The sequence below is a fragment of the Paludibacterium denitrificans genome, assembly GCF_009707705.1.
GTDB classification, from domain to species: domain Bacteria; phylum Pseudomonadota; class Gammaproteobacteria; order Burkholderiales; family Chromobacteriaceae; genus Paludibacterium_A; species Paludibacterium_A denitrificans.
Window position 1 is genome coordinate 1,524,442 of sequence record NZ_WLYX01000001.1, and the last position, 22,225, is coordinate 1,546,666.

Genomic DNA, 22,225 nt, shown 5'->3' on the forward strand with positions numbered 1-22,225 from the left:
GGTGGCGGCACTGAATATCGAGGCCGCCCGGGCGCAGTACCAGATTGAGCGCGCCAACCTGTTCCCGGCGGTGAATGCTGCGGGCAGTGGCAGCAACATGCGGGTGCCGGTGAGCACCAGCACCACCGGCCATGAATACACCGCGCATACCTACTCGGCTACGCTCGGTTTTAGCGCCTATGAGCTGGATTTCTTTGGCCGCCTGCGCAGCCTGGAAGGAACAGGCGCTGGAGAATTATTTCTCGCTGGAGGAAACGCGGCGCAGCACGCAGATCTCGCTGGTGGCCGAAGTGGCCAACGCCTATCTGACCTTGCTGGCCGACCGCGAGCACCTGCAGCTGGCCAAGGATACGCTGCACTCGCAACAGGCGTCCTACCAGCTGACCCGCCAGAAGCTGCAGGCCGGTGCCGCGACCGAACTCGATTTGAGTGATGCCGATACCACGGTGCAGTCGGCGCGGGTGGATGTTGCCGGTTATACCAGTCAGGTGGCGCGTGATGAAAACGCGCTGACGCTGCTGGTGGGTGCGTCGATTCCGCCAGAGTTATTGCAGGATGCTTCGCTGACGCAGCAAAGCCATCTGACTGACCTGCCTCCCGGCTTGCCGTCAGAGTTGCTGCAACGCCGTCCGGATGTTCTCGCGGCGGAACACGACCTGAAGGCGGCCAATGCCAACATCGGCGCGGCACGGGCACGTTTCTTCCCCAGCATTTCGCTGACCGGCAGCTATGGCAGTGCCAGCAGCAAGCTGTCCGACCTGTTCAAGGGCGGTTCGGAAATGTGGTCGTTCGGACCGAGCATCAACCTGCCGATCTTCAACGCGGGCAGCCTTTCGGCCAACCTTGACGCCGCCAAGGTGGCACGCGAGATTGCCGTGGCCCGGTACGAGAAATCGATCCAGTCCGCCTTCCGCGAAGTGGCCGATGCGTTGGCCCAGCGGGGTACGTTGGCCGAACAGCTCAATGCCCAGCAAGCGCTGGTGCGTGCCAGTGAAAAGCGCTACACGCTGTCGCAGGCGCGGTTCCGTGTGGGTGTGGACAGCTACCTCACCTTGCTCGATGCCCAGCGCTCGTACTATTCCAGCTAAGCAAAGCCTGATCAGTACCCGGTTGTCGCGGGCGGCCAATCTGGTCACCTTGTACAAGGTACTGGGCGGCGGCTGGCAACAACCGGCTTCAGGCACCACGGCGGCGGCCAATTGAGCCTGTGCTATCTATCCCCCTGCTGCGGCAGGGGGATTTTTTCGCCCCGTTGCTAAACTGGTATGATGTGCCGCCCTCGCTGCGGGGCGAATTAACCGAGTGACTCCTACCATGTCTTTTGTACGCTGATGGCACGCAAAACCAAGCAAGAAGCCGAACAAACCCGGCAATTACTGATCGATACCGCCGAGCGGCTGTTCTGGGAAAAAGGCGTCAGCCGCACTTCGCTGGCGGATATCGCCACGGCTGCTGGCGTGACGCGCGGGGCGATCTACTGGCATTTTGCCAACAAGATCGACCTGTTCAATGCCATGTGCGACCGGATGCACTCGGCCTTTGAACATGCCGCCGCCTTGCTCGACCCCTCGGATGACATCTCCCCGGCGCGTCGGCTGTGGGAGCATTCTTGCAATATTCTGCTGACTGTCGGCACCAACCCGCAGGTCAGTCGCATTATCGGCATCCTCAGCCTGCGTTGTGAGTACGTGGGCGAAATGGCCAATGTGTTTGTGCTGGATCGCACCTGGTTTTCGTCCATTCTGGGGCGGCTGGAAAACACCCTGCGCGAGGCTGCCGAGATCGGCCAAGTGCGCGACGGCGTCAATCTGCATTGCGCCGCGCACAGCCTGCATGCCACGGTTTGCGGGCTGATGGATGCCCTGGTTGATCAACCCGGACGATATCGATTTGGCGGCGGATACACCGCAACTTTTAACCCCTTATTTTGCAGGGATTTTCCGCGATCAATGCTGGCTGGAAGCTACTGACGCCGCTTAAGAACTAGCGCTATACTTGCTACTATTTATTCCGCGCCCATTCGTCACGCATGCCCAGTGCCATCCGCATCGATCAGGTCAGCAAACAGTTTGGCGACCTGACCGCGCTAGATTCTGTCAGTTTCACCGTCGAACCCGGAGAATTCTTTGCCTTGCTTGGCCCCAACGGGGCGGGCAAAACCACGCTGATTTCCGCCATGGCTTAGGCCTGTCGCGCCCCAGTCGCGGCAGTATCCAGATCATGGGGCACGACGTGGTGACCGATTACCGCTCAGCGCGCATGAGCCTGGGCGTGGTGCCGCAGGAGCTGGTGTTCGACCCGTTCTTGTCGGTACGCGAAACGCTGCGTTTTCAGTCGGGCTATTTCGGCCTCACCCGTAACGATGACTGGATTGATGAATTACTGAGCAAGCTGGGGCTGGCCGACAAGGCTGAGGCCAATATGCGTGCGCTGTCTGGCGGCATGAAACGGCGGGTGATGGTGGCGCAGGCCCCGGTGCACCGTCCGCCGGTGATCGTGCTGGATGAACCGACCGCCGGGGTCGACGTGGAGCTGCGCCAGAGCCTGTGGGCGTTTGTGCAGGAACTGAACGCCGCTGGCCACACCATTGTGTTGACCACCCATTATCTGGAAGAGGCACAAACCCTGTGCAGCCGGATTGCCATGCTCAAACGCGGCAAGCTGGTGGCGCTGGAAACCAAGGACAAGCTGTTGTCGCACGGTGCCGGGCGTGAAGTGGCACTCAAGCTGTCGGCACCGCTGCCGGACACGCTGTTGCCGTTGAAGGTGCGTGAGGAAGACGGCTATCAGGTGCTGAGGTTGGCCGAAATCGCCGAACTGGAAGGCGTGCTGGCCACGTTGCGTACAGCCGGTGTGCGCATTGGCGAATTGAATGTGGTGGAAGTGGATCTGGAAAGCGTGTTTGTCAAAATGATGCACGGCAGGGAGCAGTAATGCAGGGGTTTCTCACGCTTTTCAAGAAAGAACTGGTGCGATTCTGGAAAGTCTCGTTCCAGACTGTTGCCGCGCCGGTGCTGACCGCGCTGATGTATCAACTGATCTTTTCTCATGTCATGGCAAAGCATGCCGGTGTTTACCCCGGCGTTAGCTATACCGCCTTCCTGATTCCGGGCCCGGCCATGATGTCGATGGCGCAAAACGCCTTTGCCAACAGCTCTTCCAGCCTGATCCAGTCCAAGATCACCGGCAATATCGTGTTCCTGCTGTTGCCGCCGTTGACGGCTCTGGAGTTCTTTGCGGCCTATCTGGGCGCTGCCATGGTGCGCGGGCTGGCTGTGGGGCTGGGCGTATTGCTGGTTACCGCCCTGGTTTGGCCTGCCCGGCCAACCCAGCCGCTGTGGGCGCTGTTGTTTGCCATGCTCGGCTGTGGCGTGCTGGGCGCGTTGGGTGTCATCGCCGGGATCTGGGCGGAGAAATTTGACCAACTGGCGGCTTTCCAGAACTTTCTCATCATGCCGCTGACGTTTCTGTCCGGCGTGTTCTATTCGATTAACAGCCTGCCGCCAATTTGGCGTGCCGCTTCGCATGCCAACCCGGTATTCTTCATGATTGATGGCTTCCGCTATGGCTTCTTTGGTCAGGCGGATGTCAGCCCATGGCTGTCGGCGGCGGTGGTGGGCGGCAGTTTTCTGCTGCTGAGTGCTCTGGCGTTGCGTCTGATTCACAGCGGTTACAAACTGCGTCACTGAACGGGCGTTGCCGCCCGCATTTTCTCTAGGATTTACAATGGCTACTGCTGAACAGGTCAAACAGTATCTTGCGGCCGGTCTGGATTGCTCTCACCTCGAGGTCGAAGGCGACGGCCATCATTTTTACGCTACGGTGGTTTCGCCGCAGTTTGTCGGCGTGCGCCTGATCGACCGTCACCGCATGGTGAAAGACGTCATCAAGGACCAGCTGGCCAGTAACGAAATTCATGCGCTATCCATCGTCAAGGCGGCCACGCCGGACGAATGGGCCAAACTTCAAGGTTGATCACCCCATGGAAAAACTGCATATCCGTGCCAACGGTCCGCTGACCGGCGAAATCCGCGTATCGGGCGCCAAAAACGCCGCCCTGCCGATTCTGTGTGCCAGTTTGCTGACCGCGGATACCATGCGCTTCACCAACGTGCCGATGCTGCGCGACATCTCCACCACGCAAAAGCTGCTGCAAGGCATGGGCGTGCGGGTGATGACCGACAACATCAGCGTGTTCGAGATCACCGCTGATCATCTGGATAGCCTGGTGGCGCCGTATGAGCTGGTGAAAACCATGCGCGCCTCCATCCTGGTGCTGGGGCCGACTCTGGCGCGTTTTGGCGAGGCCACGGTCTCGTTGCCGGGAGGCTGTGCCATTGGCAGCTTACCGGTCGATCAGCACATCAAGGGACTGATTGCCATGGGTGCCGAGGTGGTGATTGAGCATGGTTACGTCAAGGCCAAGGCTAGCCGCCTGAAGGGGGCCAACATCGTGATGGATGTGGTTACCGTCGGCGGGACGGAAAACCTGCTGATGGCCGCTACGTTGGCCGAAGGCACTACGGTGCTGGAAAACGCCGCGCGTGAGCCGGAAGTGACCGATCTGGCGCTGTGTCTGGTGGCGATGGGCGCCAAGATCAGCGGTATTGGCACCGACCGGTTGGTGATTGAGGGCGTGGAGTGCCTGCACGGGGCGGAATACGCGGTGATGCCGGACCGTATCGAAGCCGGTACTTTCCGGTGGTAAGCGCGGTGACGCGTGGCCATGTCATCTTGCGCCATGCCGCGCCCAAGTCGATGGAGTCGATTCTCGACAAGCTGGTGGAAACCGGTGCCATCGTGGAATGTGGCGATGACTGGATCTCGCTCGACATGAAACGCCGCCCCAAGGCGGTGAATGTTCGTACGCTGCCGTATCCGGCCTTTCCGACCGACATGCAGGCGCAGCTGATGACGCTCAACGCCATCGCCGAAGGCACGGCCAAGATGACCGAAACCATCTTCGAGAACCGCTTCATGCATGTGCCGGAACTCAACCGCATGGGCGCGCACATCGAGGTGGAGGGCAACACGGCGCTGGTGCGTGGCGTGGAACGTCTGTCTGGCGCCACCGTCATGGCAACCGACCTGCGCGCCTCGGCCAGTCTGGTGATCGCCGGGCTGGTGGCGGAAGGCGAAACCATCGTTGACCGCATTTACCATCTGGACCGCGGTTACGAGCATATCGAAAAGAAACTCAATGCCGTGGGGGCGCTGATCGAACGCCTCAACTGAGGTGGTCAGTTCGCCTGTAAACGAAAAAAAGGACAGCCTGAGCTGTCCTTTTTTATGGCGGCAGGGCCGGTTACTGCGCGGCCGAGGCATCCCGGGCGGGAGCAGTCTGTGTGGCCGGTGCCGAGCTGTCGGCCTTGCCGTTAGGCGAGCTGATCAGATCGTCGATATTGATTTCGTCCTGCTGGGTCGGATTGGGCTGGCCCAGCTGACTGGCACGCAGTTGCAGAAAACCATCGCGCATGTAGACATACGGGTCGAGGGCGGCTTCGCGCAGCGATTCGTCCAGATCCAGCAACCGTTCGCGCGTGCTGATGCCGGTCATCCCGTAGTAGGCCACTGCTTCGCGTGAGTTGTGATACACGCTTTGCGCCGGGCCGGGAGCGGCCAGCGTGATGACCGTGCCGGTGCCGTCACGCACGGTAGACGGCCCCAGAAGTGGCAGCACCAGATAGTTGCTGTTCTGCCAGCCCCAGCTGGCAAAAGTGTCGCCCAGCGTGTTCTTGTTGTTTTTCAACCCGGCCGGGGTGGCGATGTCGATCAGCCCGAACAGGCCAAAGGTACTGTTCAGGGCAACCCGCATGATGTCGTTGAGGGTTTTCTCACCCTCGCCACGCAAGGCATTGCTGGCAATGCTGTACACATCGCGCAGGTTATCGAAGAAATTACCGACAGCGGTACGTGCCGGTTGCGGAGTGACCGCGCGATAGCCTTGGGCCACCGGCTTCAGTACATAGCGGTCGGCCTTGTCGTTGAAGCTGTACATCGCCCGGTTATAGGGCTCGTACGGGTCCTTGGGGTTGGCCGGATTGGCCGCGCAACCGGCCAGCACGAGCACGGAAGCGGCTACGAGTAATCGCAGTCGGGGCATGTTCATGTTCCTATCGGGGCGGTGAGTACGTCATCCAGCGCGTAGAGCTGTGCCAGCGTCAGCAGGCTGGCGGGCCAGCCGGTCAGGGTCAGGCGATGTCCGCTGGCCAGACTGGCGCGCTTGGCTTGCAGCAGCAAGGCCACCGCAGCCGAGTCGGCCTCGCTGATCGCCGACAGATCCAGTTCCAGATCTTCCTGCCGGGCGAGCGCCACCAGCGGTTGCACCATCTGCGCGATGCTGTGCATGTCCAGACGCCCACTCAGGCGGGCGTGACCCGGCGCGGTGTGTTCAAGCATCAGGCTTACCCTTTGCTGCTGGTGCTTACTGTGCCGCTGTTCTTGTTCTGCAGCAGCTTGATCAGGCCATCGACACCGGTCTTGTTGATTTCCTGGCTGAACTGGTTGCGATACACCGTGACCAGGCTGGCGCCTTCTACCGTTACGTTGAATACCTTCCAGCCTTGGGCGGTGCGGTACATGGTGTAATCCACCGAGACCGGGCCCTTGTTGTTGTTGGGCAGGGTTACTTCGGTTTTCACCGTGGCTTCGCGGCCGCCGTTACCCATGACCGCGGCTTGACGTCGATCTGTGCACCCTTGAAGCGGGTCATGGTGGAGGAATAGGTGCGTACCATCAGCGTCTGGAACTGCTGGGCGAGTGCAGCCTGTTGCGTCGGGTTGGCCTGACGCCAGCCAAGGCCAACTGCCAGAGCGGTCATGCGCTGAAAATCGAACTTGGGTACGGCCACGCCTTCAACCTGCTGGCGAATTTGACGGGTATTGCGGCCATTTTCCTGCTTGATGATATCCAGCACCTGGCGCGAGGTATCGCGGACCAGTTCCACCGGCGTATCGGCGGCCAGAACGGGGGTGGAAATCCCCAGCAGAAGACAGAACAGTGCAAACAGTTTTTTCATGATAATCAGCCTACGTGTTTTTGTTGCGCGCTACGCCTGTGGGCGGCGCTTGGAACCAGTATTGCCATGCCGGTGCTTTGGCTGGCGGGAGTGCCCGGTAGCGAATGCCAAGATGACCGCCGGGCGATTGCGATGCTTGAGGCCGTCTGCGGCCAGTATTTATTGCGCGGCCGACGCCGTGTCATGGGCGCCTTTTTCGGCCGAGTTGGTCATGAACTTGCCGATCAACTGTTCCAGCACCAGCGCCGACGAGGTGAGCGTGATGTGCTCGCCCGGCTTCAGCGTGTCCGGATCGCCACCTTGCAGCAGGCCGACATATTGTTCTCCCAGCAGGCCGGAGGTCAGGATTTCGGCGCTGGCATCGCGGCTGAGGGTGTACTGCTTGTCGATATTCAGACTGACGCGGGCGCGGTAAGTTTTGTTATCCAGCTGGATATCGGCGACTCGCCCCACCACGACAGCAAGCCTGTTTCACCGGGGCCTTGATCTTGAGCCCGCCGATGTTGTCGAAGTCGGCATAGAGCACGTAGGTCTGGTCGGAGCTTTGCGGTGTCAGGTTAGCCACCTTGAGTGACAGGAACGTCACGGCGGCAATGCCGATGGCGACAAAAATGCCCACCCACAAGTCGATAGTAGAGCGTTTCATTACTTTTTTCCTAGAACATGAAGGCGGTCAGGATGAAATCCAGTGCCAGAATCACCAGTGCAGAGGTCACGACGGTACGCGTGGTGGCGGATGAGACGCTACGGCCGTCGGGGTGGCATCGTAGCCTTCGAACACCGCGATCAGCGTCACGGCCATGCCGAATACCAGTGCTCTTGATCAGACCGTTGATGACATCCTGATGCAGATCGACGCTGTTTTGCATCTGCGACCAGAAGGTGCCGGAATCCAGCCCGATCATTTCCACCCCCACCAGATAGCCGCCGAAGATGCCCATGACGTTGAACAGTGCGGCCAGAATGGGCATGGAGATCACTCCGGCCCAGAAGCGCGGTGCCACCACGCGGGCGATGGGGTTGACCGCCATCACGCTCATGGCGTCGAGCTGTTCGGTCGCTTTCATCAGGCCGATTTCGGCGGTCATGGCACTGCTAAGCGCGGCTGGAGAACAGCAGGGCAGCGAGTACCGGGCCGAGTTCGCGCAACAGGGCCAGTGCCACCACGGCGCCGAGCGCATCGGCTGAACCGAAGCGGACCAGCGTGGTATAGCCCTGCAGCCCCAGCACCATGCCGACAAACAGCCCGGAAACGATGATGATGATCAGCGACAGCACACCGGCGAAGTAGATTTCGCGGATGGTCAGGCTGAAGCGGCGCAGGCTCTGGCCGGAGTAGAGCAGAATCGCGGCCAGAAAGCGGCTGGCAAAGCCCAGCCGCCAGATGGCGTTGATGGTGAGGTTGCCCAGTTTTCTGAGCGGTGCGGTCAGGGCGTCAAGCATGGTCGCCTCCTTGCAGACCGAGGTCTTCGGCCAGGCTGTGTGCGGCCGGGTAGGCAAAATGCACCGGACCGTCGGTTTCGCCCCAGATGAACTGGTGTACCCGGGGCGAGGTGGAGGCGCGGACCTGATCGGCCGTGCCCTCGGCGATGATCTCGCCGTTGGCGACAAAATAGACGTAATCGACGATATCCAGCGACTTGTGCACGTCATGGGTGACCATGATGGAGGTGGTGCCGAGGGTATCGTTGAGTTTCTTGGTGAGGTGCGCAATTACGCCAAGCGAGATCGGGTCGAGGCCGGTGAATGGCTCGTCGTACAGCATCAGCGCCGGGTCGAGTGCAATGGCACGCGCCAGTGCCACGCGCCGTGCCATGCCGCCGGAGAGCTCGGCTTAAGCATCAGGTCTTGCGTGCCACGCAGGCCGACGGCGTTCAGCTTCATGATGACCAGATCGCGGATGACGGTTTCGGGCAACTTGGTGTGTTCGCGCATCGGGAACGCGACGTTTTCGAACACCGACAAGTCGGTGAACAGGGCGCCAAACTGAAACAGCATGCCCATGCGACGGCGGTGTTCGAACAGTTCGCTATGGCTCATGGCGGCGACGTTCTTGCCATCGACAATCACCTCGCCTTGCTGGGGCCGTTGCTGACCGGCAATGAGCCGCAGCATGGTGGTTTTGCCGCTGCCGCTGCCGCCCATGATGGCGACCAGCTTGCCGCGCGGGATGCGCAAGTTGAGGTTTTTCAGGATGGGTCGTTCGCCATAGGCAAAGCTGACGTTCCTGAATTCAATGAAAGAGTCTGACGACACAGGTGTTCCGGATTGGTGGCTGTTGGGTGGGATTACCCATAAGACATAGGCGATTTTATCGGGTTAGCCGACAATCGCCAATGTCTGCAGGTAGTAACGCACTTAATTGTTGTAATTAGAACAATTTACGCGTCAACAGGTTGGCCGAAACCGGCATGCCTAACGTTTACCACCTGTCCGGGCTGCTTAAATCCCGCGCAGCAGGTCGTTGATGCTGGTCTTGCTGCGGGTCTTGGCGTCGACCTTCTTGACGATGACGGCGCAGTACAGGCTGTGGCTGCCATCCTTGGACGGCAGGTTGCCGGAGACCACAACCGAGCCCGGCGGAATGCGGCCGTAGCTGACTTCGCCGGTTTCGCGGTCATAGATCTTGGTGGACTGGCCGATGTACACGCCCATGGAAATGACCGAGCCTTCGCCGACGATCACGCCTTCCACTACTTCGGAACGGGCGCCGATAAAGCAGTTGTCTTCGATGATGGTCGGGTTGGCTTGCAGCGGTTCTAGCACGCCACCGATGCCGACGCCGCCGGACAGGTGCACGTTCTTGCCGATCTGGGCGCAGGAGCCGACGGTAGCCCGGTGTCGACCATAGTGCCTTCGTCAACGTAGGCGCCGATATTGGTGAACGACGGCATCAGTACGGTGTTTTTGGCGATGAAGCTGCCCTTGCGCGCCACGGCACCCGGTACCACGCGGAAACCGGCCTGTTCGAAGTGCAATTCGCTCCAGTCGGCAAACTTGGTGTCGACCTTGTCGTAGAAACGGTTGACGCCGTCTTTCATCACTTCGTTGTTATGGATGCGGAACGACAGCAGCACGGCTTTTTTCACCCATTGGTGGGTGATCCATTCGCCGTCCACTTTTTCTGCTACGCGCAGGGTGCTCGGCATCCAGTTCTTCGATGACTGGGTGATAGCATCGCGCAGATCCGGCGATACGGTGCTGGGGGTGATTTCGGCGCGGCGTTCAAACGCCTCTTCGATCAGGGACTGAATCGGGTGCATGGAGTTGAGTCCTTTGGCAATGTGGATGGATACCGGCATAGAGTATGTCGTATGGCTTTCAGTAGTGGGTAACAAACTGGCGCAGGCGTTCGGCGCCCTGCACGCAGTCTTCGAGGGTGGCGACCAGTGCGATGCGGATATAGCCCTTGCCCGGATTGACGCCGTGGGCATCGCGGGCGAGGAACGAGCCGGGCAGTACCGTGATGTGTTCCTGCTGGAACAGCCGCTGGGCAAAGGCGGTGTCATCGCCGCCGGGCACCTTGGCCCACAGGTAGAAGCTGGCATCCGGGCGGCTGACTTCCAGCACGTCCTCTAACAGCGGCAGGACGGCGTCGAACTTGGCGCTATACGCCGCACGGTTGGCTTCAACGTGTGCTTCGTCGTCCCAAGCGGCCACGCTGGCAACCTGAATGCTCGGGCACATGGCGCTGCCGTGGTAGGTGCGGTACAGCAGGAATTTTTCCAGCAGCGCGGCATCGCTTACGACAAAGCCGGAACGCATGCCCGGTGCATTGGAGCGTTTGGACAGGCTGGTGAACATGACCAGCCGTTCGTGGCTACGTCCCAGTTGTTGCGCGGCTTGCAGCCCTCCCAGCGGAGGTTGGCCGAAATGGATTTCCGAATAGCATTCATCGCTGGCGATGACAAAGCCGTAGCGGTCAGACAGCTCGAACAGGTTTTTCCAGTCGTCCAGCGTCATCACCGCGCCGGTGGGGTTGCCCGGGCTGCAGACGAATACCAGCTGGGTGCGTTGCCAGATGGCTTCCGGCACCGCTTGCCAGTCTGGCTGGAAGCGGTTGCTGGCCAGACAGTTGACGTAGTAAGGCTCGGCGCCTGCCAGCAGCGCGGCGCCTTCGTAGATCTGGTAAAACGGGTTGGGCGAAATCACCACCGGCTTTCTGGCGCTCGGGTCGATGACCGTCTGGGTGAAGGCAAACAGCGCTTCGCGGCTGCCGTTGACCGGCAGGATTTCCTTAGCCGGGTCGAGGTTCAGGCCGTAGCGACGTTGCAGCCAGCGGCCGCATGCCTGACGCAGATCTTCACTGCCGAGGGTGGCCGGGTAGCTGGCCAGCCCGCCCAGCGCGCCCACTAGCGCGGTTTTGATGACGTCCGGCGTGGGGTGTTTGGGCTCGCCGATCGACAGGTTGATGTGGTTTTTGCCGGGCGGCGGGGTGATGCCCGCCATCAGGGCGCGTAGCCGCTGGAACGGATAGGGCTGCAAGCTGGCCAGATTTGGGTTCACGGGGTGGTTTCTCCACACTAATGCATAAGGTTGGCGGCGCGTACCGGAGAGCCGGGCAGCGCGGCTAAGCCATGTTAAAAAATTGCTTAGCCCAGTTGTAAAACGAAAGCGTCGGCTGCCGCCGCCCCGGCGGCGCTCGGGCGGCAAGGTTGGCCGAACCGGTTCAGTAATGGGGCGGAATGTCGTCGCGCAACGAATGGGCTTCGCCGCCGCTGCCATCGGGCTGGCTGGCGCGCAGCTGCTGATAGAGCAGGCGCAGTTGCTGTTGTAACAGATCAAGCTGCTGCTGTTGCCGGGCGACGGTGCTGTTGAGCGCGTCGAGCAGATCATCCTGAAAGGCCAGTTTCACTTCCAGTTCGGCCAGCCGGGTATCGGTTGAGGTTTCCATGGCGCCATTCTAACCCGACGCCGTGTGGCGTGCCGCGTTCTGCTCGCCCGGCACGGCGGGTGTGTCGCCAAATCGGCATTGCTGTTGCTGACACAGCAGCGTGCGCAGGAAGCGGTGCAGCGGCTGCTTGTCATTGCGGCAATGCCAGACCATGTTGATGTTGATGTGCACGGTGTCATCCAGCGGCGTGCAGACGATGTCCGGCGTGCTGCGGAACAGCGGCAGGTAGAGCGTGGGTTGCACCGAAACCAGCGGCGCCCGGCGGATGATGTGGCTGATGGCGATCAGGCTGGCCGACATGGCGACGATGCGGCGGGCGAGGCCATTGGCGGCAAACAGATGGTCCACCACGCCGTTACGGCCGAGCCACGATAACTGCTGGCGACATGGTCGCAGCGCGCGAGGTCGGCCAGCGTCGGCGGATCGGGCAGGTTCAGCTGGCTTTGGGCATGGATGGCGGTAAAACCCGACTGCATCAGCAGCTGATGCGAATGCCAGTCGCGCAGTGGCAGCGGTGTGGCGGTAATCAACAAATCGACATCGTCGTTGTCCAGCGCCGTGAGCTGTTGATCGGTTTCCAGCAGGTAGGAACGTAGCTGTACGCCCGGTGCCTGCGTACGTAACTGCCCAATCAGTGCCGGGTAGAGGATGGCTTCCATGCCGTCCGGTGCGGCCGAGCTGAAGGTGGCCTGCGCTTGTGCCGGGTCGAAGTTGTCCGGAGCAAACAGAAACTGGTTGGCATCTTCCAGCCAGGGCGCGAATGTGCGGGGCGAGTGCCTGCGCCCGTGCCGTCGGTTCCATCTGGTTGCCGGTGCGAACAAACAGCGGGTCGCCCAGCACGTCGCGCAGCCGCGCCAGCGCATGGCTCATGGCGGGTTGGCCGACAAAAAGCCGCGCCGCCGCCCGGCTGACGTGGCGCTCTTGCATCAAGGCATCAAACGCGACCAGCAGGTTGAGATCGATGCGGCGGAAATCCCCATGATGTAAATCGAAGCTGTGCATGATTTGTATTATATCAATTGATTTCCATCATAACGCGCCGTGCGTGACAATTGCTGCTTCCAGTACCATTCCCGAACTCATTCCATGTCGTTTTCGTCGTCTTCGCGGTTGTCGTTGCACCACGTCTCCATTGCCATGATCGTGATGCTCGAATACCTGCAAACCATCATGGTGGCATTTGCTTCCAGCTATATCAGCGGGGGCATCGACGCGGCGCCGGAGGAGTTCAGTCTGGCTGCTGCCTGTTACGCCGCCGTGGCCGTGGTGATGATTCTGAGCCACCGCTGGCTGGTGCAGCAGTTTGGCTACCGCACCATGCTGCGGCTGTCGTTGCTGTCGTTTGGTATCGGTGCGCTGATGTGCGGCTGTGCCAATAACGTGCCGGAATTCATTGTCGGCCGCATGGTGCAGGCGGTGGGCGGCGCGGCGTTCTTTACCGCCTCGCGCGTGCAGATTCTGCACTATCAGGGCAAGGCGCGGATTCCGGCCATGCTGGCCATGCCGGTGGGCATTATCTTCGGCTCCGGTCTTGCTCCGGTGCTGGCGGCCTTCATGGTGGAAAACTACAGCTGGCGCGGCATGTTCCTGATCATGGTGCCGCTGGCGTTGCTGGTGGACATCGTGGTGGCGCGCGCGGTGCCGGAACGTGAGCCGGTCGAAAACGAACAGCCGGACGAGCTGCACCCACGGGGCGTGCTGATGTTGGCTGGCGGCATCTTCCTGTTGCAGTTTGCGCTGGAACGCGCGCGTTTTGACTTGTTCTCCAATGGCCTGCACCTGTGGGCCTTGGGCTTCTTTGCCGTGGCCATCCTGCTGGGCACGTTGTGGCATGAATGGCGCCGCGAGACCCCACTGATTTCCTACCGCGAATTCACCAGCGAGCGCTATGTGCTGGGGCTGTCGGTGTACTGCTTTGGCTACCTGATCGTGTCTGCCTGCAACTATATCCTGCCGGTATTCATGGTGCAGGGGCTGGGTATTGCCGTGCAAAACACCGGCTTGCTGATGGGGTTGAGCACGCTGATTGGTGTGCCTGTGGCGTTTGGTCATTTGAAGCTGATGATGCGCTGGCCCTACATCAAGTATTACCTGTTGTGTGGTCTTGGCCTGTTGCTGATTTTCGGCGTGATGATGGAGCGCCTGAGCGAAGACGTGCCGCTGGCAACCATGGTTATCCCGGTGATGTTGTTAAGTGGCCTGTTCATGCCACTGGTGTTGGGTACCGCTGCCGCCGGGACCTTCCGTGGGGTGGAAGAAAAGGTGTTTACCCACGCTTATCAGGTGAAGAACGCCATGCGTGAGGTGGCCAACTCCATGGGGCTGTCGTGGGCCACCATCATCCTGCAGATGCGCAGCAACCTGCATTACCACCGTCTGGCGGAAAGTACCGGCCAGATGTCGCCGTGGTACGGCGGTGCCGGTGTCGGGGCCGACCCGTGGGGGCTGCTGACGAACCCGTCATCCAGCTCGCTGGCTCAATTGGGCGTGGCGTTGACGCGTCAGTCCACGCTGATGGCATGTCAGGATTTCTTCTGGGGCGTTGGCATGGTGGCCTTGCTGGCCGCGGTGCTGGTGGCCTGGCAGCGACGATTTATTTAAGGGCCCAAGTTGGCCGAACCACCGGCGCCGTCTGGTCGGTGGTCTTTTTTATTCAAAAAAGCGATATAAAACGCACTTAATATCGCTTTACGCCATTAATGGGCGACGTTAAGTTTGACCTGTCCCCGCGCCCGCGCGCGGTATGTGCTGACAGGAAAACACGATGAACGCCTTGCTGATTGGTGCCGACAGTCTGGGGAAAATCCCGGAGATTCTGGCCAGTTACAATATCCGTATCGCCCAACACATTTCCGGGCGCAATACCGCGCATTCGCGCAAAACCACGTTACCGAAGAATACCGAGCTGCTGATCTTGCTGACGGATTTTCTGTGCCACAACGCCATGCGTCATTATCGCGACACGGCGGCGGCGCGGGGGATTCCGGTGCTGGCCTGTCGCCGATCCGCCACGGCGGTACAGGAACGGTTGCAGCACGACGGCTGGAAACTGCACTGAGCCTTGGTCTGGCGCGAAGTGGCCGTCAGGCGGCCGGGCTGCTGTTCAGCGCCTTGATGCTGTAAAGGTCGAAGCGGGTGGATTTGCCATCCAGTACCGCCGACGGGGCGATACCTGCAATCGCCGGCCCGAGGCGCGGACGTTTTACCACCACCCGGCGTCGTGCCGCCGCCAGCGCGGCACTGAGCAGCGCAAGCGTATCCAGATCGTCGCCAATCACCTGCTGGAACGCCTGCATGTCTTTCTTGGCGGCCGCCGATTTCTTGTCGGTGTCGGGGAACATCGGGTCGACCAGCACGACATCCGGCTTGTCGGCCTCGGCCAGCGTGGCGAGCCAATCGATGGCATTGGCATGTACCAGCACCATGCGGGCGGCGATGTCGGCGGTATCGGTATGGCTGCTGGCGCGGTCCAGCGCATCAAACAGCAAGGCCGCCGCGACCGGCGAGCGTTCCACCAGCGTTACATGACACCCCAGGCTGGCCAGCACGAAGCTGTCGCGGCCAAGGGCGGTGGCATCTACCACGCTGGGGATTTCCTTGGCACCTTTCAGCCCGATGGCCTTGGCCACCGGCTGGCCGCGGCCGCCGCCTTGTTCGCGCCGATGCCGCGCCGCGCCTTCGACAAATTCGGCATAGACCGCGCCGTGCTTGCCGGTGGTGACCAGCTCCAGCCGCTCTGCCCCCAGTTCCAGCCAATAGCCGTCCGTGGGACGGCGCGACAGCAGGGGCAGCTGGAAACGTTCGGCCAACCTTTGCGCGTAATCGCGGCGGGCGGCCTCGGCACAATACAGGGGAGTGGTCATGCGAGCGGTCTATCCGGTTAATGTTTGGTCAGTTTGTCGAGCATGCCCATGACAAACGCCGACAGCACAAACGTCAGGTGGATGACGACATACCACAGCAGCTTGTCATTGCTGACGTTGCCCGCGTTCATGAACAGCTTGAGCAGATGGATGGATGAGATGGCCACGATGGAGGCGGCCACCTTGTTCTTCAGGCTGGTGGAGTCCATCTTGCCCAGCCAGCTAAGTTTTTCGTGATCTTCGCTCAGGTCCAGCCGCGACACGAAGTTCTCGTAGCTGGACAGCATCACCATGACGATCAGCCCGCCTACCAGCGAGATGTCGATCATCGATAGCACCACCAGAATCAGGTCGGCTTCCGCAATGGTAAAGATGGCCGGTAGTACATGGGCCAGCTCCGGAAAAATTTTATCGCCAGCGCCACCAGCGTCAGGCTGAGGCCGAGATAGATGGGGGCCAGAATCCAGCGCGAGGCGTACATCAGGCGTTCGAGTAGTTTTTCTATCATCACGTCGTGTTCGTTAGGGTTGGACAAGGGAGGCCCGGCGCAGCAAAGGCCCGGCGATCGGGCACAAAGTGTAGCACGCCGTACCGTGGGCGATGCCGTGTCAGCTTGAAAATGGCTACCCGCATGGCATGATCGGTTGAGTGGTGACCAGCAAGTCTGGTTGTCGTCCCTTAATGGCTGACGGGAGCACACTATGCCGGTGCTGGCGGCGTTTGTGATGGGCGTGGTGCTGTGTGGGTACGGACCGGTGCTGTCTGGCAACAGTGTCGGCTTGCTGCTGCTCGCTAGCCGTGGCCGCCGTGTGTAGCCGCGGACGCTGGCGCCGGGCCTGGTGGCTGCTGGCGGCGTTGCTGTTGGGCCTGAGCTATGCCAGCTGGCGCGCCGAGTGGCGTCTGGCGCAAACCTTGCCGACTGGCAGCAGCAGCCGATCGAGCTGGTGGGCGTGGTGCGCGGTCTGCCCGATGCCAGTGAATTCGGTTGGCGCCTGACCTTGCAGGTGGAGCGGGTGCTGACGGCTGGCGTGACGGTGCCGTCGCGCGTGCAGCTGACCGACTATCGCGGCGGGAACTGGCTTAAAGGGGGCAGCCGCTGGCAACTGACGGTACGGCTGAAACAGCGCCACGCTTCGGCCAACCCCTACGGCTTTGATGCCGAGCAGTGGATGTGGTCGGAAGGGCTGCTTGCCAGCGGCGCCATTGGCAAAAATCCGCAGCGGCTGGCCGATGCCGATGATGCGCGCGCGTACATCGACCGGCTGCGGGCAGCAGTGGTTGCCCGTATCGAACAGGCGCTGGGGCCGGGGCGTGAGGCGGCGTTGATTGCCGCACTGACGGTGGGCGACCAGCAAGGAATCGATCGCGCTGACTGGGCGTTGTTTGCCCGTACCGGGCTGACGCATCTGGTCTCCATTTCCGGGTTGCATATCACCATGGTGGCGGGTTTGGCCGGGTTGTTGGCGCGCGCCCTGCTACGGCGCTGGCCGACGCGCCGCGTGCCGCCACGCGTGGTGGTGGCTTACGTGACACTGGCGGTGGCGACGTTCTATGCCGTGCTCGCCGGGCTGTCGGTGCCGACGCAGCGCACGCTGTTCATGCTGGCCGTGGTGGTGCTGATGCTGCTGTGGCGGCGGGCCAGTTCGCCGTTTCAGATCTGGTGGCTGGCGCTGACACTGGTGTTGCTGCTCGATCCGTTTGCCGTGCTGGCGCCGGGGTTGTGGCTGTCGTTCGGGCTGGTGGCAGCGCTGATGGCCAGCACCCTTGGCCGTCGGCGGCCACCCGGCAAATGGCGCGCGGCGCTGGCCGGACAGTGGGCGGTGCTGGTGATGTCGCTGGTGCCCTTGCTGGTGTTCTTTGGCAATGTGCCGCTGCTCTCGCCACTGGCCAATGCGCTGGCCATTCCGCTGGTGTCGGGATTGTTGACGCCCTTGTCGCTGCTGGCGGTGGCTTTGCCGTGGGATGGCGGTTTACAACTGGCTGCGGCCGTGGTGCGGCTGTTTTATCTGGGTGTGGACTGGCTGGCGCAGTGGCCGCCATGGAGTTTGCCCGGCCAGCCGTGGCCACTGCTCGCGCTGGCGTTGGGCGGCACGTGTTGGCTGATCGCGCCGCGCGGGGTGCCGGGTCGGGCACTGGGCGCCTGTTTGTTGCTGCCGCTGCTGGTGTTTCGGCCAACCTTGCCCGCGCCGGGCAGCTGCGCGTGACGGTGCTGGATGTCGGTCAGGGTCTGGCGGTCTTGCTGCAAACCGCGCGCCATAACCTGCTGTTTGACACCGGACCGGGTGAGGCGGGCCGCATCGTGTTGCCGCAATTGGCCGGGTTGGGGGTGGAGCGGCTTGATACCGTGCTGCTGTCACACCATGACAACGATCACGATGGCGCGGCGGCAAGCCTGCTGGCGGGCATCAAGGTTGGCCGAATTCTGGCCGGGCAGCCACAGAGTCTGGCTGAAATGGGGTTGCGTGGCAGTGCCTGCCTGCGCGGTCAGAGCTGGGTTTGGGACGGCGTACGCTTTGATGTGTTGTCTCCGGGGGCGCAGGAGATGGCGGCCGATGACAACAGTCACAGTTGCGTGCTGCGCGTTGCTACCCGCCAGCAGGCGATCATGTTGAGCGGCGATGCGCCGCAAGCGGTGGAAAGCGAATTGGTGCGCCGTTATGGCCCGGCGCTAGGCAGCACCGTGCTGGTGGCCGGGCACCATGGCAGTAAGACGTCCAGCGCGGATGACTGGCTGGCCGCGCTGCACCCGGCCTGGTTGGTGGTCAGTGCCGGTTATCTCAACCGCTATCACCATCCGCATCCGTCGGTGTTGGCTCGTGTGCAGCAGGCGGCCATTTCGGTGCTGCGTACCGATCTGGATGGCGCCATTACCTTGCAACTTGGCGCAACGACGGTGCCTTCCTGTTATCGCACCGCGGCACGGCGTTACTGGCGTGCAGAGGGCGATTGCGGAGCGCCGCCAGCGGCTGGCCGAGGGCTATAACTGCACCGGGCAACCACCTCGTTGCCACAGCCGCGGTATTCCAGCGTGTCGAACGACAGCTTACGCGCAATCAGGATGCCGCGGCCATGGCGACTGAGCAGCGTGGCGTGGTCGGCATGCTGGTAGGACGACCAGTCGAAGCCTTCGCCCATGTCGCGGATGGTGAAGCTGATGTGTGTCGCCGCGCGTTCGAATGTCACCTCGACCCGGCGTGTCTGGTAATAGGGCAGGGATAACCGTTGTTCCAGCTCCGCTTCCCAGATGCCGTGTTGCTGCAGCGTGCTTTTTTCCGCGTAGTTGATCGACAGATTGCCATGTTCGATGGCATTGACCAGCAGTTCGAACAGGCCAGTAGCCACCCGTTCCGGCTGCGGACAGGTGCGCGCCAGCAGTGCCGACACGCTTTGTGCTTCTTTGTGATGGCGCAGGCTGAATTGTGCCTGCTGCAGATGTGGCAGCGCGTCCAGCTGCTGGGTGGCCAGTTCCTTGAAACGCGAGTGGCGGTCCCAGTGGCTGACGGCCGCCGCTACCACGGCCAATAGCATGTCGCGTGAGAACGGCTTGGTCAGGTAGTAAAACGCCCCCGCCGCCAGCCCTTGCTGCACGCTGGTGGCGGTACCCATGGCGGTTTGCATGATCACCGGCAAGAATTCCAGCGCTGGCGTGGCCTTGATGCGCCTGAGCAGCTCAAAGCCATCCATCCCGGGCATCATCTTGTCGAGCAAAATGGCGGAAAACGTTTCGCCTTGTTCGCTCAGGCACTGCCGGGCGGCGTCGCCACTTTCCACGCTGACCGTGTCATAGCCACAACTGGACAGGTGCTCGCTCAGCAATTCCAGATTGAATGGTTCGTCGTCAACGAGGAGTAGACGATGGGGCATGACTGATCTCGCTAGCGCCGGTCAGCTGCGGCTGGCGCGGCAGGATAAAGGTGAAGGCCGCTCCGCCCTGCGGTCGGTTGCGGACGTGAATCGAGCCGTGGTGGGCATGGATGATTTCGCGGCAGATGGCCAGCCCAGGCCGGAACCACCCGCGCCGGTGCGGGTGAAACGGCTTTGCACGAATTTGTCGAAGATGGCTTCCCGCTCGTCCGCTGGGACGCCCGGCCCGTGGTCCTCGACGCAAACCCACAAATCGCCTTCACCGCCCTTGGGCCGTTGCCCCAGCCGGATATGAATTTCCTGCCCGGCCGGGCTGAACTTGATGGCATTGGACAGCAAATTGCGCAGCACCTGACCGATGCGCAGCGGATCGAACCAGCCCAGCAGTTGCGCGGGAGCATCCAGTTTCAGGCTCAGCTGGCGTTCCGTGGCCACGGCGGTGAGTTCGTCGCAAGCTTCGCGCACACAGGCCACCAGATCGTGCTCAGCCAGATGATATTCCATGCGCCCCGCGTCCATCTTGGACAGGTCGAGCAGGTCGTTCAGCAGCGCCAGCAGGCGCTCGCCACTGCTGTGAATGCGCTGGAAGTAACGCGCCAGCGTATCGTGCGGCAACCGCGTCACGTTGAGCTGGCCCATTTCGGCAAAGCCGAGGATGGCGTGCATTGGCGTGCGCAATTCGTGCGACATGTTGGCGAGGAATTCGGTCTTGGCGCGGCTGGATTGTTCGGCCAACTGTTTGGCATGGCGCAGCGTTTCTTCCGCCTCGCGTTGCGCGGAAATGTCCTGATACAGCCAGATGGCACCGAGCTTGGGCACCGACGGATTTAACGCCTTGGCAAACAGGCGGCACCAGAACGGCCCTGACCGGTGAGCAGGCGCACTTCGGCCTGTGCCACCAAACCATCGTTAATTTGATGGAACAGCGCGTTGCCGGTGCGTTCCCATTGTTGCGGGTTTTCAAAGTACGGCAGGGTGCCGCCGTCGATCACGTCGGCCTCGCGCCGCTCGAACAGCTCCAGAAACGCCCGGTTCACCTGCTTGATGGTGCGATCGACAATGTACGCCATGGCCAGCGGGCTGGCTTCCAGCAGCGCCGACAGCTGCTTCGCTCTGCATTTCCACCTGTTCGGTCAGGCTGTTTTTCAGGTTGATCAGCGCGGCTTCCTGCTGCTTGCGCAGGCTGATGTCACGGCACACGGCCACGTAGAAGCAGTCGTTGGGCATGACCACGTGGTTGAGCGTCAGTTCCACCGGCAGCGGGTGCTGATCACTGCGCGTGAGTTCGGTTTCAAACGGCGTACCTTCGTGCTGGTCGGCCATCTGTGCAAACGGCTGCTCGCCCGGCAAGCGGTAAAAGTCAGGCAGCAGCACACCCAGCGGCAGCTGTTCCAGCGATTGCGCCGGTTGGCCCGCCAGCCGTGCGGTGGCCGGATTGGCCCGCAGGATCTTGCCATGCTGATCGGTCAGCACAATGGCGTCCGAGCTGGCCTGCAAGGCGGCGCGCAACAGCGCTTCGCTTTCGGCCAACGCCTGTTCGGAATGCAGGCGCTCGTTAATCTGCTGGCGCAACGAGCGGTTACTGTCTTCCAGTTGCTGGCGTTGGCGATTCAATTGCTTAGCGCAGTCTGGTATTGGCACTCAACTGGTATTGATGCAGCGCCATCAGCAACGCCAGCAGCAGCGCCGACAGGCCTAGCATCAGGTAGCTGGACGAACTGAGCGTGGGTGGGCTGCTGTCCAGCGCATAGGCGCCAAACAGCACATCGCTGCCACCCAGCGTATGTTTGATGGTCAGCAGCGGCGTACCGACCGGAGCGGGCAGGTTGGGGTGGGAGTCGAGGCTCGGGCTGTCTGGCTGGTCAGCGGTCCACGCCACCAGCCGCACGTGTTGCAGCAGCAGGTTGCTGGCCGGGGTGCTGAGGCTGGACTGCACCAGCCGTTCGCTGCGCAGGTTGACCAGCAGCATCCGCCCTTCCTCGTCCAGATTGGTGACGATGTCCAGTAAGCGATGGCCGTTGCTCGGCGTACTGAACAGCAGCATGGGCAAGCCGCGGTTGCGCGCCATTTCCAGCGTGCGGCGGCTGCTCAGCAGGCTGCCCATGTCCAGCCCTTGCGGCAAGGCGTTGGCGTCGTCCGGCAGATAGCTTTCCAGCGGGTAATACACCGGCAGGCTCGGGCTGGGCAGCAGGTGGCCGTTTTTCAGCATGCGGATGTTGTTGGCGATCTGCGCTTCGAAGGCCGTGCGTTGGGTCGGCATGATCTTGCGCACAATCCCCAGTCCGCGATAGTTACTGTCGTCGCGCAGCAGGGTTTGCGCGATATGGCTCAAGGTGGCCGGGTTGCGCAGGCTGGCCGACTGGTGCGCAAGGCTTTGTGTCAGCAGCGCGGTGTGGTCCAGCGCCTCCTGCAGGCGCACGGCCAGCAGCTCTGCGCCCAGTTCGCCCCAGTGGCGCAAGCGCTCCTGTTCGCTGGAGCGGTCGTAATTGAGCAGCAGTCCGTATTCGGCCAACAGTAGCGCGAGCGCCAGCACGCCGCTCAGCAGCACGGAGGTCAGTCGATGGATGCGGACCATGGATGGGGCGC

General features: G+C 61.6%; 28 protein-coding genes and 7 pseudogenes. 12 read left to right on the forward strand and 23 right to left on the reverse strand.

Annotated features, from left to right (window positions below):
• Position 1: 1 nt before the first annotated feature.
• From GKE73_RS23230 to murA, 8 genes and pseudogenes are all read left to right on the forward strand, one after another.
• Positions 2–151: pseudogene (locus GKE73_RS23230) on the forward strand (TolC family protein); the annotation flags it as partial.
• A 28-nt stretch (positions 152–179) separates the two neighbouring features.
• Positions 180–1,088 carry an efflux transporter outer membrane subunit gene (locus GKE73_RS23235; RefSeq protein WP_280954872.1) on the forward strand — a complete coding sequence of 303 codons (909 nt, stop codon included), beginning with the start codon at positions 180–182 and terminating at the stop codon, positions 1,086–1,088.
• Positions 1,060–1,203 (forward strand): hypothetical protein, encoded by a 144-nt coding sequence (locus tag GKE73_RS23240; RefSeq protein ID WP_280954873.1) that lies wholly within the window; start codon positions 1,060–1,062, stop codon positions 1,201–1,203. Before GKE73_RS23235 ends, GKE73_RS23240 begins: the two co-directional genes overlap by 29 nt.
• Positions 1,204–1,331: 128 nt before the next feature.
• A complete protein-coding gene (locus GKE73_RS10105) occupies positions 1,332–1,970 on the forward strand; it encodes a TetR family transcriptional regulator (protein ID WP_230369946.1) in 639 nt (212 codons plus the stop codon).
• Positions 1,971–2,029: 59 nt separating this feature from the next.
• A pseudogene (locus tag GKE73_RS10110) lies at positions 2,030–2,934 on the forward strand (ABC transporter ATP-binding protein).
• Positions 2,934–3,689 (forward strand): ABC transporter permease, encoded by a 756-nt coding sequence (locus GKE73_RS10115; protein WP_230369947.1) that lies wholly within the window; start codon positions 2,934–2,936, stop codon positions 3,687–3,689. Before GKE73_RS10110 ends, GKE73_RS10115 begins: the two are co-directional and overlap by 1 nt.
• 37 nt (positions 3,690–3,726) lie before the next feature.
• Positions 3,727–3,975 carry a BolA family protein gene (locus GKE73_RS10120; RefSeq protein ID WP_230369948.1) on the forward strand — a complete coding sequence of 83 codons (249 nt, stop codon included), beginning with the start codon at positions 3,727–3,729 and terminating at the stop codon, positions 3,973–3,975.
• 7 nt (positions 3,976–3,982) lie between these two features.
• Positions 3,983–5,235 (forward strand): annotated as a pseudogene (murA, locus tag GKE73_RS10125) (UDP-N-acetylglucosamine 1-carboxyvinyltransferase).
• A gap of 70 nt (positions 5,236–5,305) precedes the next feature.
• Here the strand turns inward: murA and GKE73_RS10130 are convergent.
• The 15 genes and pseudogenes from GKE73_RS10130 to GKE73_RS24760 form a co-directional block, all read right to left on the reverse strand.
• Positions 5,306–6,103, reverse strand: coding sequence for an MlaA family lipoprotein (locus GKE73_RS10130; RefSeq protein WP_230369949.1), 798 nt, complete (start codon positions 6,101–6,103; stop codon positions 5,306–5,308).
• A 2-nt stretch (positions 6,104–6,105) separates the two neighbouring features.
• Complete coding sequence (locus GKE73_RS10135) at positions 6,106–6,399, reverse strand: STAS domain-containing protein (RefSeq protein WP_230369950.1); 294 nt, start codon at positions 6,397–6,399, stop codon at positions 6,106–6,108.
• A 5-nt stretch (positions 6,400–6,404) separates the two neighbouring features.
• Positions 6,405–6,668, reverse strand: coding sequence for an MlaC/ttg2D family ABC transporter substrate-binding protein (locus GKE73_RS23245; RefSeq protein WP_280954874.1), 264 nt, complete (start codon positions 6,666–6,668; stop codon positions 6,405–6,407).
• Complete coding sequence (locus GKE73_RS23250) at positions 6,638–7,018, reverse strand: ABC transporter substrate-binding protein (RefSeq protein ID WP_280954875.1); 381 nt, start codon at positions 7,016–7,018, stop codon at positions 6,638–6,640. Before GKE73_RS23250 ends, GKE73_RS23245 begins: the two co-directional genes overlap by 31 nt.
• A gap of 159 nt (positions 7,019–7,177) precedes the next feature.
• Positions 7,178–7,664, reverse strand: a pseudogene (gene mlaD / locus GKE73_RS10145) (outer membrane lipid asymmetry maintenance protein MlaD).
• A gap of 10 nt (positions 7,665–7,674) precedes the next feature.
• Positions 7,675–8,106, reverse strand: coding sequence for an ABC transporter permease (locus GKE73_RS10150; RefSeq protein ID WP_230369951.1), 432 nt, complete (start codon positions 8,104–8,106; stop codon positions 7,675–7,677).
• 7 nt (positions 8,107–8,113) lie between these two features.
• Entirely contained in the window at positions 8,114–8,461 is a 348-nt protein-coding gene (locus GKE73_RS10155; protein ID WP_230369952.1) for an ABC transporter permease, read from the reverse strand.
• Positions 8,454–8,834 carry an ATP-binding cassette domain-containing protein gene (locus GKE73_RS26995; protein ID WP_512698923.1) on the reverse strand — a complete coding sequence of 127 codons (381 nt, stop codon included), beginning with the start codon at positions 8,832–8,834 and terminating at the stop codon, positions 8,454–8,456. The genes GKE73_RS10155 and GKE73_RS26995 overlap by 8 nt, the downstream gene beginning before the upstream one ends.
• Positions 8,783–9,274, reverse strand: coding sequence for an ABC transporter ATP-binding protein (locus tag GKE73_RS27000; RefSeq protein WP_512698922.1), 492 nt, complete (start codon positions 9,272–9,274; stop codon positions 8,783–8,785). The genes GKE73_RS26995 and GKE73_RS27000 overlap by 52 nt, the downstream gene beginning before the upstream one ends.
• Positions 9,275–9,460: 186 nt before the next feature.
• A pseudogene (gene dapD, locus GKE73_RS10165) lies at positions 9,461–10,281 on the reverse strand (2,3,4,5-tetrahydropyridine-2,6-dicarboxylate N-succinyltransferase).
• A gap of 58 nt (positions 10,282–10,339) precedes the next feature.
• Positions 10,340–11,524, reverse strand: a complete 1,185-nt coding sequence (gene dapC, locus GKE73_RS10170; RefSeq protein ID WP_230369953.1) for a succinyldiaminopimelate transaminase — start codon at positions 11,522–11,524, stop codon at positions 10,340–10,342.
• 163 nt (positions 11,525–11,687) lie between these two features.
• Positions 11,688–11,912 (reverse strand): SlyX family protein, encoded by a 225-nt coding sequence (locus GKE73_RS10175; RefSeq protein WP_230369954.1) that lies wholly within the window; start codon positions 11,910–11,912, stop codon positions 11,688–11,690.
• Between the two features lie 9 nt (positions 11,913–11,921).
• Entirely contained in the window at positions 11,922–12,263 is a 342-nt protein-coding gene (locus GKE73_RS10180) for a type 2 periplasmic-binding domain-containing protein (RefSeq protein WP_230371559.1), read from the reverse strand.
• The gene (locus GKE73_RS10185; protein WP_230371461.1) at positions 12,197–12,571 is read right to left on the reverse strand and encodes a LysR substrate-binding domain-containing protein; all 375 of its coding nucleotides are present in this window, start codon (positions 12,569–12,571) and stop codon (positions 12,197–12,199) included. The genes GKE73_RS10180 and GKE73_RS10185 overlap by 67 nt, the downstream gene beginning before the upstream one ends.
• A 178-nt stretch (positions 12,572–12,749) precedes the next feature.
• Positions 12,750–12,914: pseudogene (locus tag GKE73_RS24760) on the reverse strand (LysR family transcriptional regulator); the annotation flags it as partial.
• Positions 12,915–12,998: 84 nt separating this feature from the next.
• On the opposite strand from GKE73_RS24760, the gene GKE73_RS10195 reads away from it, so the two are divergent.
• The gene (locus GKE73_RS10195) at positions 12,999–14,513 is read left to right on the forward strand and encodes an MFS transporter (protein ID WP_230369955.1); all 1,515 of its coding nucleotides are present in this window, start codon (positions 12,999–13,001) and stop codon (positions 14,511–14,513) included.
• Positions 14,514–14,676: 163 nt separating this feature from the next.
• Complete coding sequence (locus GKE73_RS10200) at positions 14,677–14,970, forward strand: DUF2325 domain-containing protein (protein ID WP_230369956.1); 294 nt, start codon at positions 14,677–14,679, stop codon at positions 14,968–14,970.
• Between the two features lie 25 nt (positions 14,971–14,995).
• Here GKE73_RS10200 and GKE73_RS10205 read toward each other — a convergent pair whose 3' ends face one another.
• The 3 genes from GKE73_RS10205 to GKE73_RS26540 are packed head-to-tail and all read right to left on the reverse strand — an operon-like array spanning position 14,996 to position 16,310.
• Positions 14,996–15,775, reverse strand: a complete 780-nt coding sequence (locus GKE73_RS10205; RefSeq protein WP_230369957.1) for a class I SAM-dependent methyltransferase — start codon at positions 15,773–15,775, stop codon at positions 14,996–14,998.
• Between the two features lie 17 nt (positions 15,776–15,792).
• On the reverse strand, positions 15,793–16,182 hold the full coding sequence (locus GKE73_RS10210) for a TIGR00645 family protein (RefSeq protein WP_312854558.1): 390 nt from the start codon (positions 16,180–16,182) through the stop codon (positions 15,793–15,795).
• Positions 16,122–16,310, reverse strand: a complete 189-nt coding sequence (locus tag GKE73_RS26540; RefSeq protein WP_230369958.1) for a hypothetical protein — start codon at positions 16,308–16,310, stop codon at positions 16,122–16,124. The genes GKE73_RS10210 and GKE73_RS26540 overlap by 61 nt, the downstream gene beginning before the upstream one ends.
• A 304-nt stretch (positions 16,311–16,614) precedes the next feature.
• On the opposite strand from GKE73_RS26540, the gene GKE73_RS10220 reads away from it, so the two are divergent.
• A complete protein-coding gene (locus GKE73_RS10220) occupies positions 16,615–17,979 on the forward strand; it encodes a ComEC/Rec2 family competence protein (protein WP_230369959.1) in 1,365 nt (454 codons plus the stop codon).
• On the forward strand, positions 17,871–18,758 hold the full coding sequence (locus GKE73_RS10225) for a ComEC/Rec2 family competence protein (RefSeq protein WP_230369960.1): 888 nt from the start codon (positions 17,871–17,873) through the stop codon (positions 18,756–18,758). Before GKE73_RS10220 ends, GKE73_RS10225 begins: the two co-directional genes overlap by 109 nt.
• Here GKE73_RS10225 and GKE73_RS10230 read toward each other — a convergent pair.
• From GKE73_RS10230 to GKE73_RS10250, 5 genes and pseudogenes are all read right to left on the reverse strand, one after another.
• Positions 18,701–19,639, reverse strand: a complete 939-nt coding sequence (locus tag GKE73_RS10230) for an ATP-binding response regulator (RefSeq protein WP_230369961.1) — start codon at positions 19,637–19,639, stop codon at positions 18,701–18,703. The genes GKE73_RS10225 and GKE73_RS10230 overlap by 58 nt on opposite strands.
• Positions 19,614–20,458 (reverse strand): annotated as a pseudogene (locus GKE73_RS10235) (sensor histidine kinase). The gene GKE73_RS10230 and the pseudogene GKE73_RS10235 overlap by 26 nt, the downstream one beginning before the upstream one ends.
• An 8-nt stretch (positions 20,459–20,466) precedes the next feature.
• Positions 20,467–20,709 (reverse strand): hypothetical protein, encoded by a 243-nt coding sequence (locus GKE73_RS10240; RefSeq protein ID WP_376767331.1) that lies wholly within the window; start codon positions 20,707–20,709, stop codon positions 20,467–20,469.
• Positions 20,600–21,280: a PAS domain-containing protein gene (locus GKE73_RS10245; RefSeq protein WP_512698924.1), complete on the reverse strand. Its 681-nt coding sequence runs from the start codon at positions 21,278–21,280 to the stop codon at positions 20,600–20,602. Before GKE73_RS10245 ends, GKE73_RS10240 begins: the two co-directional genes overlap by 110 nt.
• Complete coding sequence (locus GKE73_RS10250) at positions 21,258–22,214, reverse strand: CHASE domain-containing protein (protein WP_376767424.1); 957 nt, start codon at positions 22,212–22,214, stop codon at positions 21,258–21,260. Before GKE73_RS10250 ends, GKE73_RS10245 begins: the two co-directional genes overlap by 23 nt.
• Positions 22,215–22,225: the final 11 nt, after the last annotated feature.

Coding starts and splice junctions, on each gene's coding strand:
- GKE73_RS23235 (WP_280954872.1), top strand. CDS start 180: ATGAGCTGGATTTCTTTGGCCGCCTGCGCAGCCTGGAAGGAACAGGCG.
- GKE73_RS23240 (WP_280954873.1), top strand. CDS start 1,060: ATGCCCAGCGCTCGTACTATTCCAGCTAAGCAAAGCCTGATCAGTACC.
- GKE73_RS10105 (WP_230369946.1), top strand. CDS start 1,332: ATGGCACGCAAAACCAAGCAAGAAGCCGAACAAACCCGGCAATTACTG.
- GKE73_RS10115 (WP_230369947.1), top strand. CDS start 2,934: ATGCAGGGGTTTCTCACGCTTTTCAAGAAAGAACTGGTGCGATTCTGG.
- GKE73_RS10120 (WP_230369948.1), top strand. CDS start 3,727: ATGGCTACTGCTGAACAGGTCAAACAGTATCTTGCGGCCGGTCTGGAT.
- GKE73_RS10130 (WP_230369949.1), bottom strand. CDS start 6,103: ATGCCCCGACTGCGATTACTCGTAGCCGCTTCCGTGCTCGTGCTGGCC.
- GKE73_RS10135 (WP_230369950.1), bottom strand. CDS start 6,399: ATGCTTGAACACACCGCGCCGGGTCACGCCCGCCTGAGTGGGCGTCTG.
- GKE73_RS23245 (WP_280954874.1), bottom strand. CDS start 6,668: ATGGGTAACGGCGGCCGCGAAGCCACGGTGAAAACCGAAGTAACCCTG.
- GKE73_RS23250 (WP_280954875.1), bottom strand. CDS start 7,018: ATGAAAAAACTGTTTGCACTGTTCTGTCTTCTGCTGGGGATTTCCACC.
- GKE73_RS10150 (WP_230369951.1), bottom strand. CDS start 8,106: ATGACCGCCGAAATCGGCCTGATGAAAGCGACCGAACAGCTCGACGCC.
- GKE73_RS10155 (WP_230369952.1), bottom strand. CDS start 8,461: ATGCTTGACGCCCTGACCGCACCGCTCAGAAAACTGGGCAACCTCACC.
- GKE73_RS26995 (WP_512698923.1), bottom strand. CDS start 8,834: ATGGCACGGCGCGTGGCACTGGCGCGTGCCATTGCACTCGACCCGGCG.
- GKE73_RS10175 (WP_230369954.1), bottom strand. CDS start 11,912: ATGGAAACCTCAACCGATACCCGGCTGGCCGAACTGGAAGTGAAACTG.
- GKE73_RS10185 (WP_230371461.1), bottom strand. CDS start 12,571: ATGGAAGCCATCCTCTACCCGGCACTGATTGGGCAGTTACGTACGCAG.
- GKE73_RS10195 (WP_230369955.1), top strand. CDS start 12,999: ATGTCGTTTTCGTCGTCTTCGCGGTTGTCGTTGCACCACGTCTCCATT.
- GKE73_RS10200 (WP_230369956.1), top strand. CDS start 14,677: ATGAACGCCTTGCTGATTGGTGCCGACAGTCTGGGGAAAATCCCGGAG.
- GKE73_RS10205 (WP_230369957.1), bottom strand. CDS start 15,775: ATGACCACTCCCCTGTATTGTGCCGAGGCCGCCCGCCGCGATTACGCG.
- GKE73_RS10230 (WP_230369961.1), bottom strand. CDS start 19,639: ATGCCCCATCGTCTACTCCTCGTTGACGACGAACCATTCAATCTGGAA.
- GKE73_RS10240 (WP_376767331.1), bottom strand. CDS start 20,709: ATGGCGTACATTGTCGATCGCACCATCAAGCAGGTGAACCGGGCGTTT.
- GKE73_RS10250 (WP_376767424.1), bottom strand. CDS start 22,214: ATGGTCCGCATCCATCGACTGACCTCCGTGCTGCTGAGCGGCGTGCTG.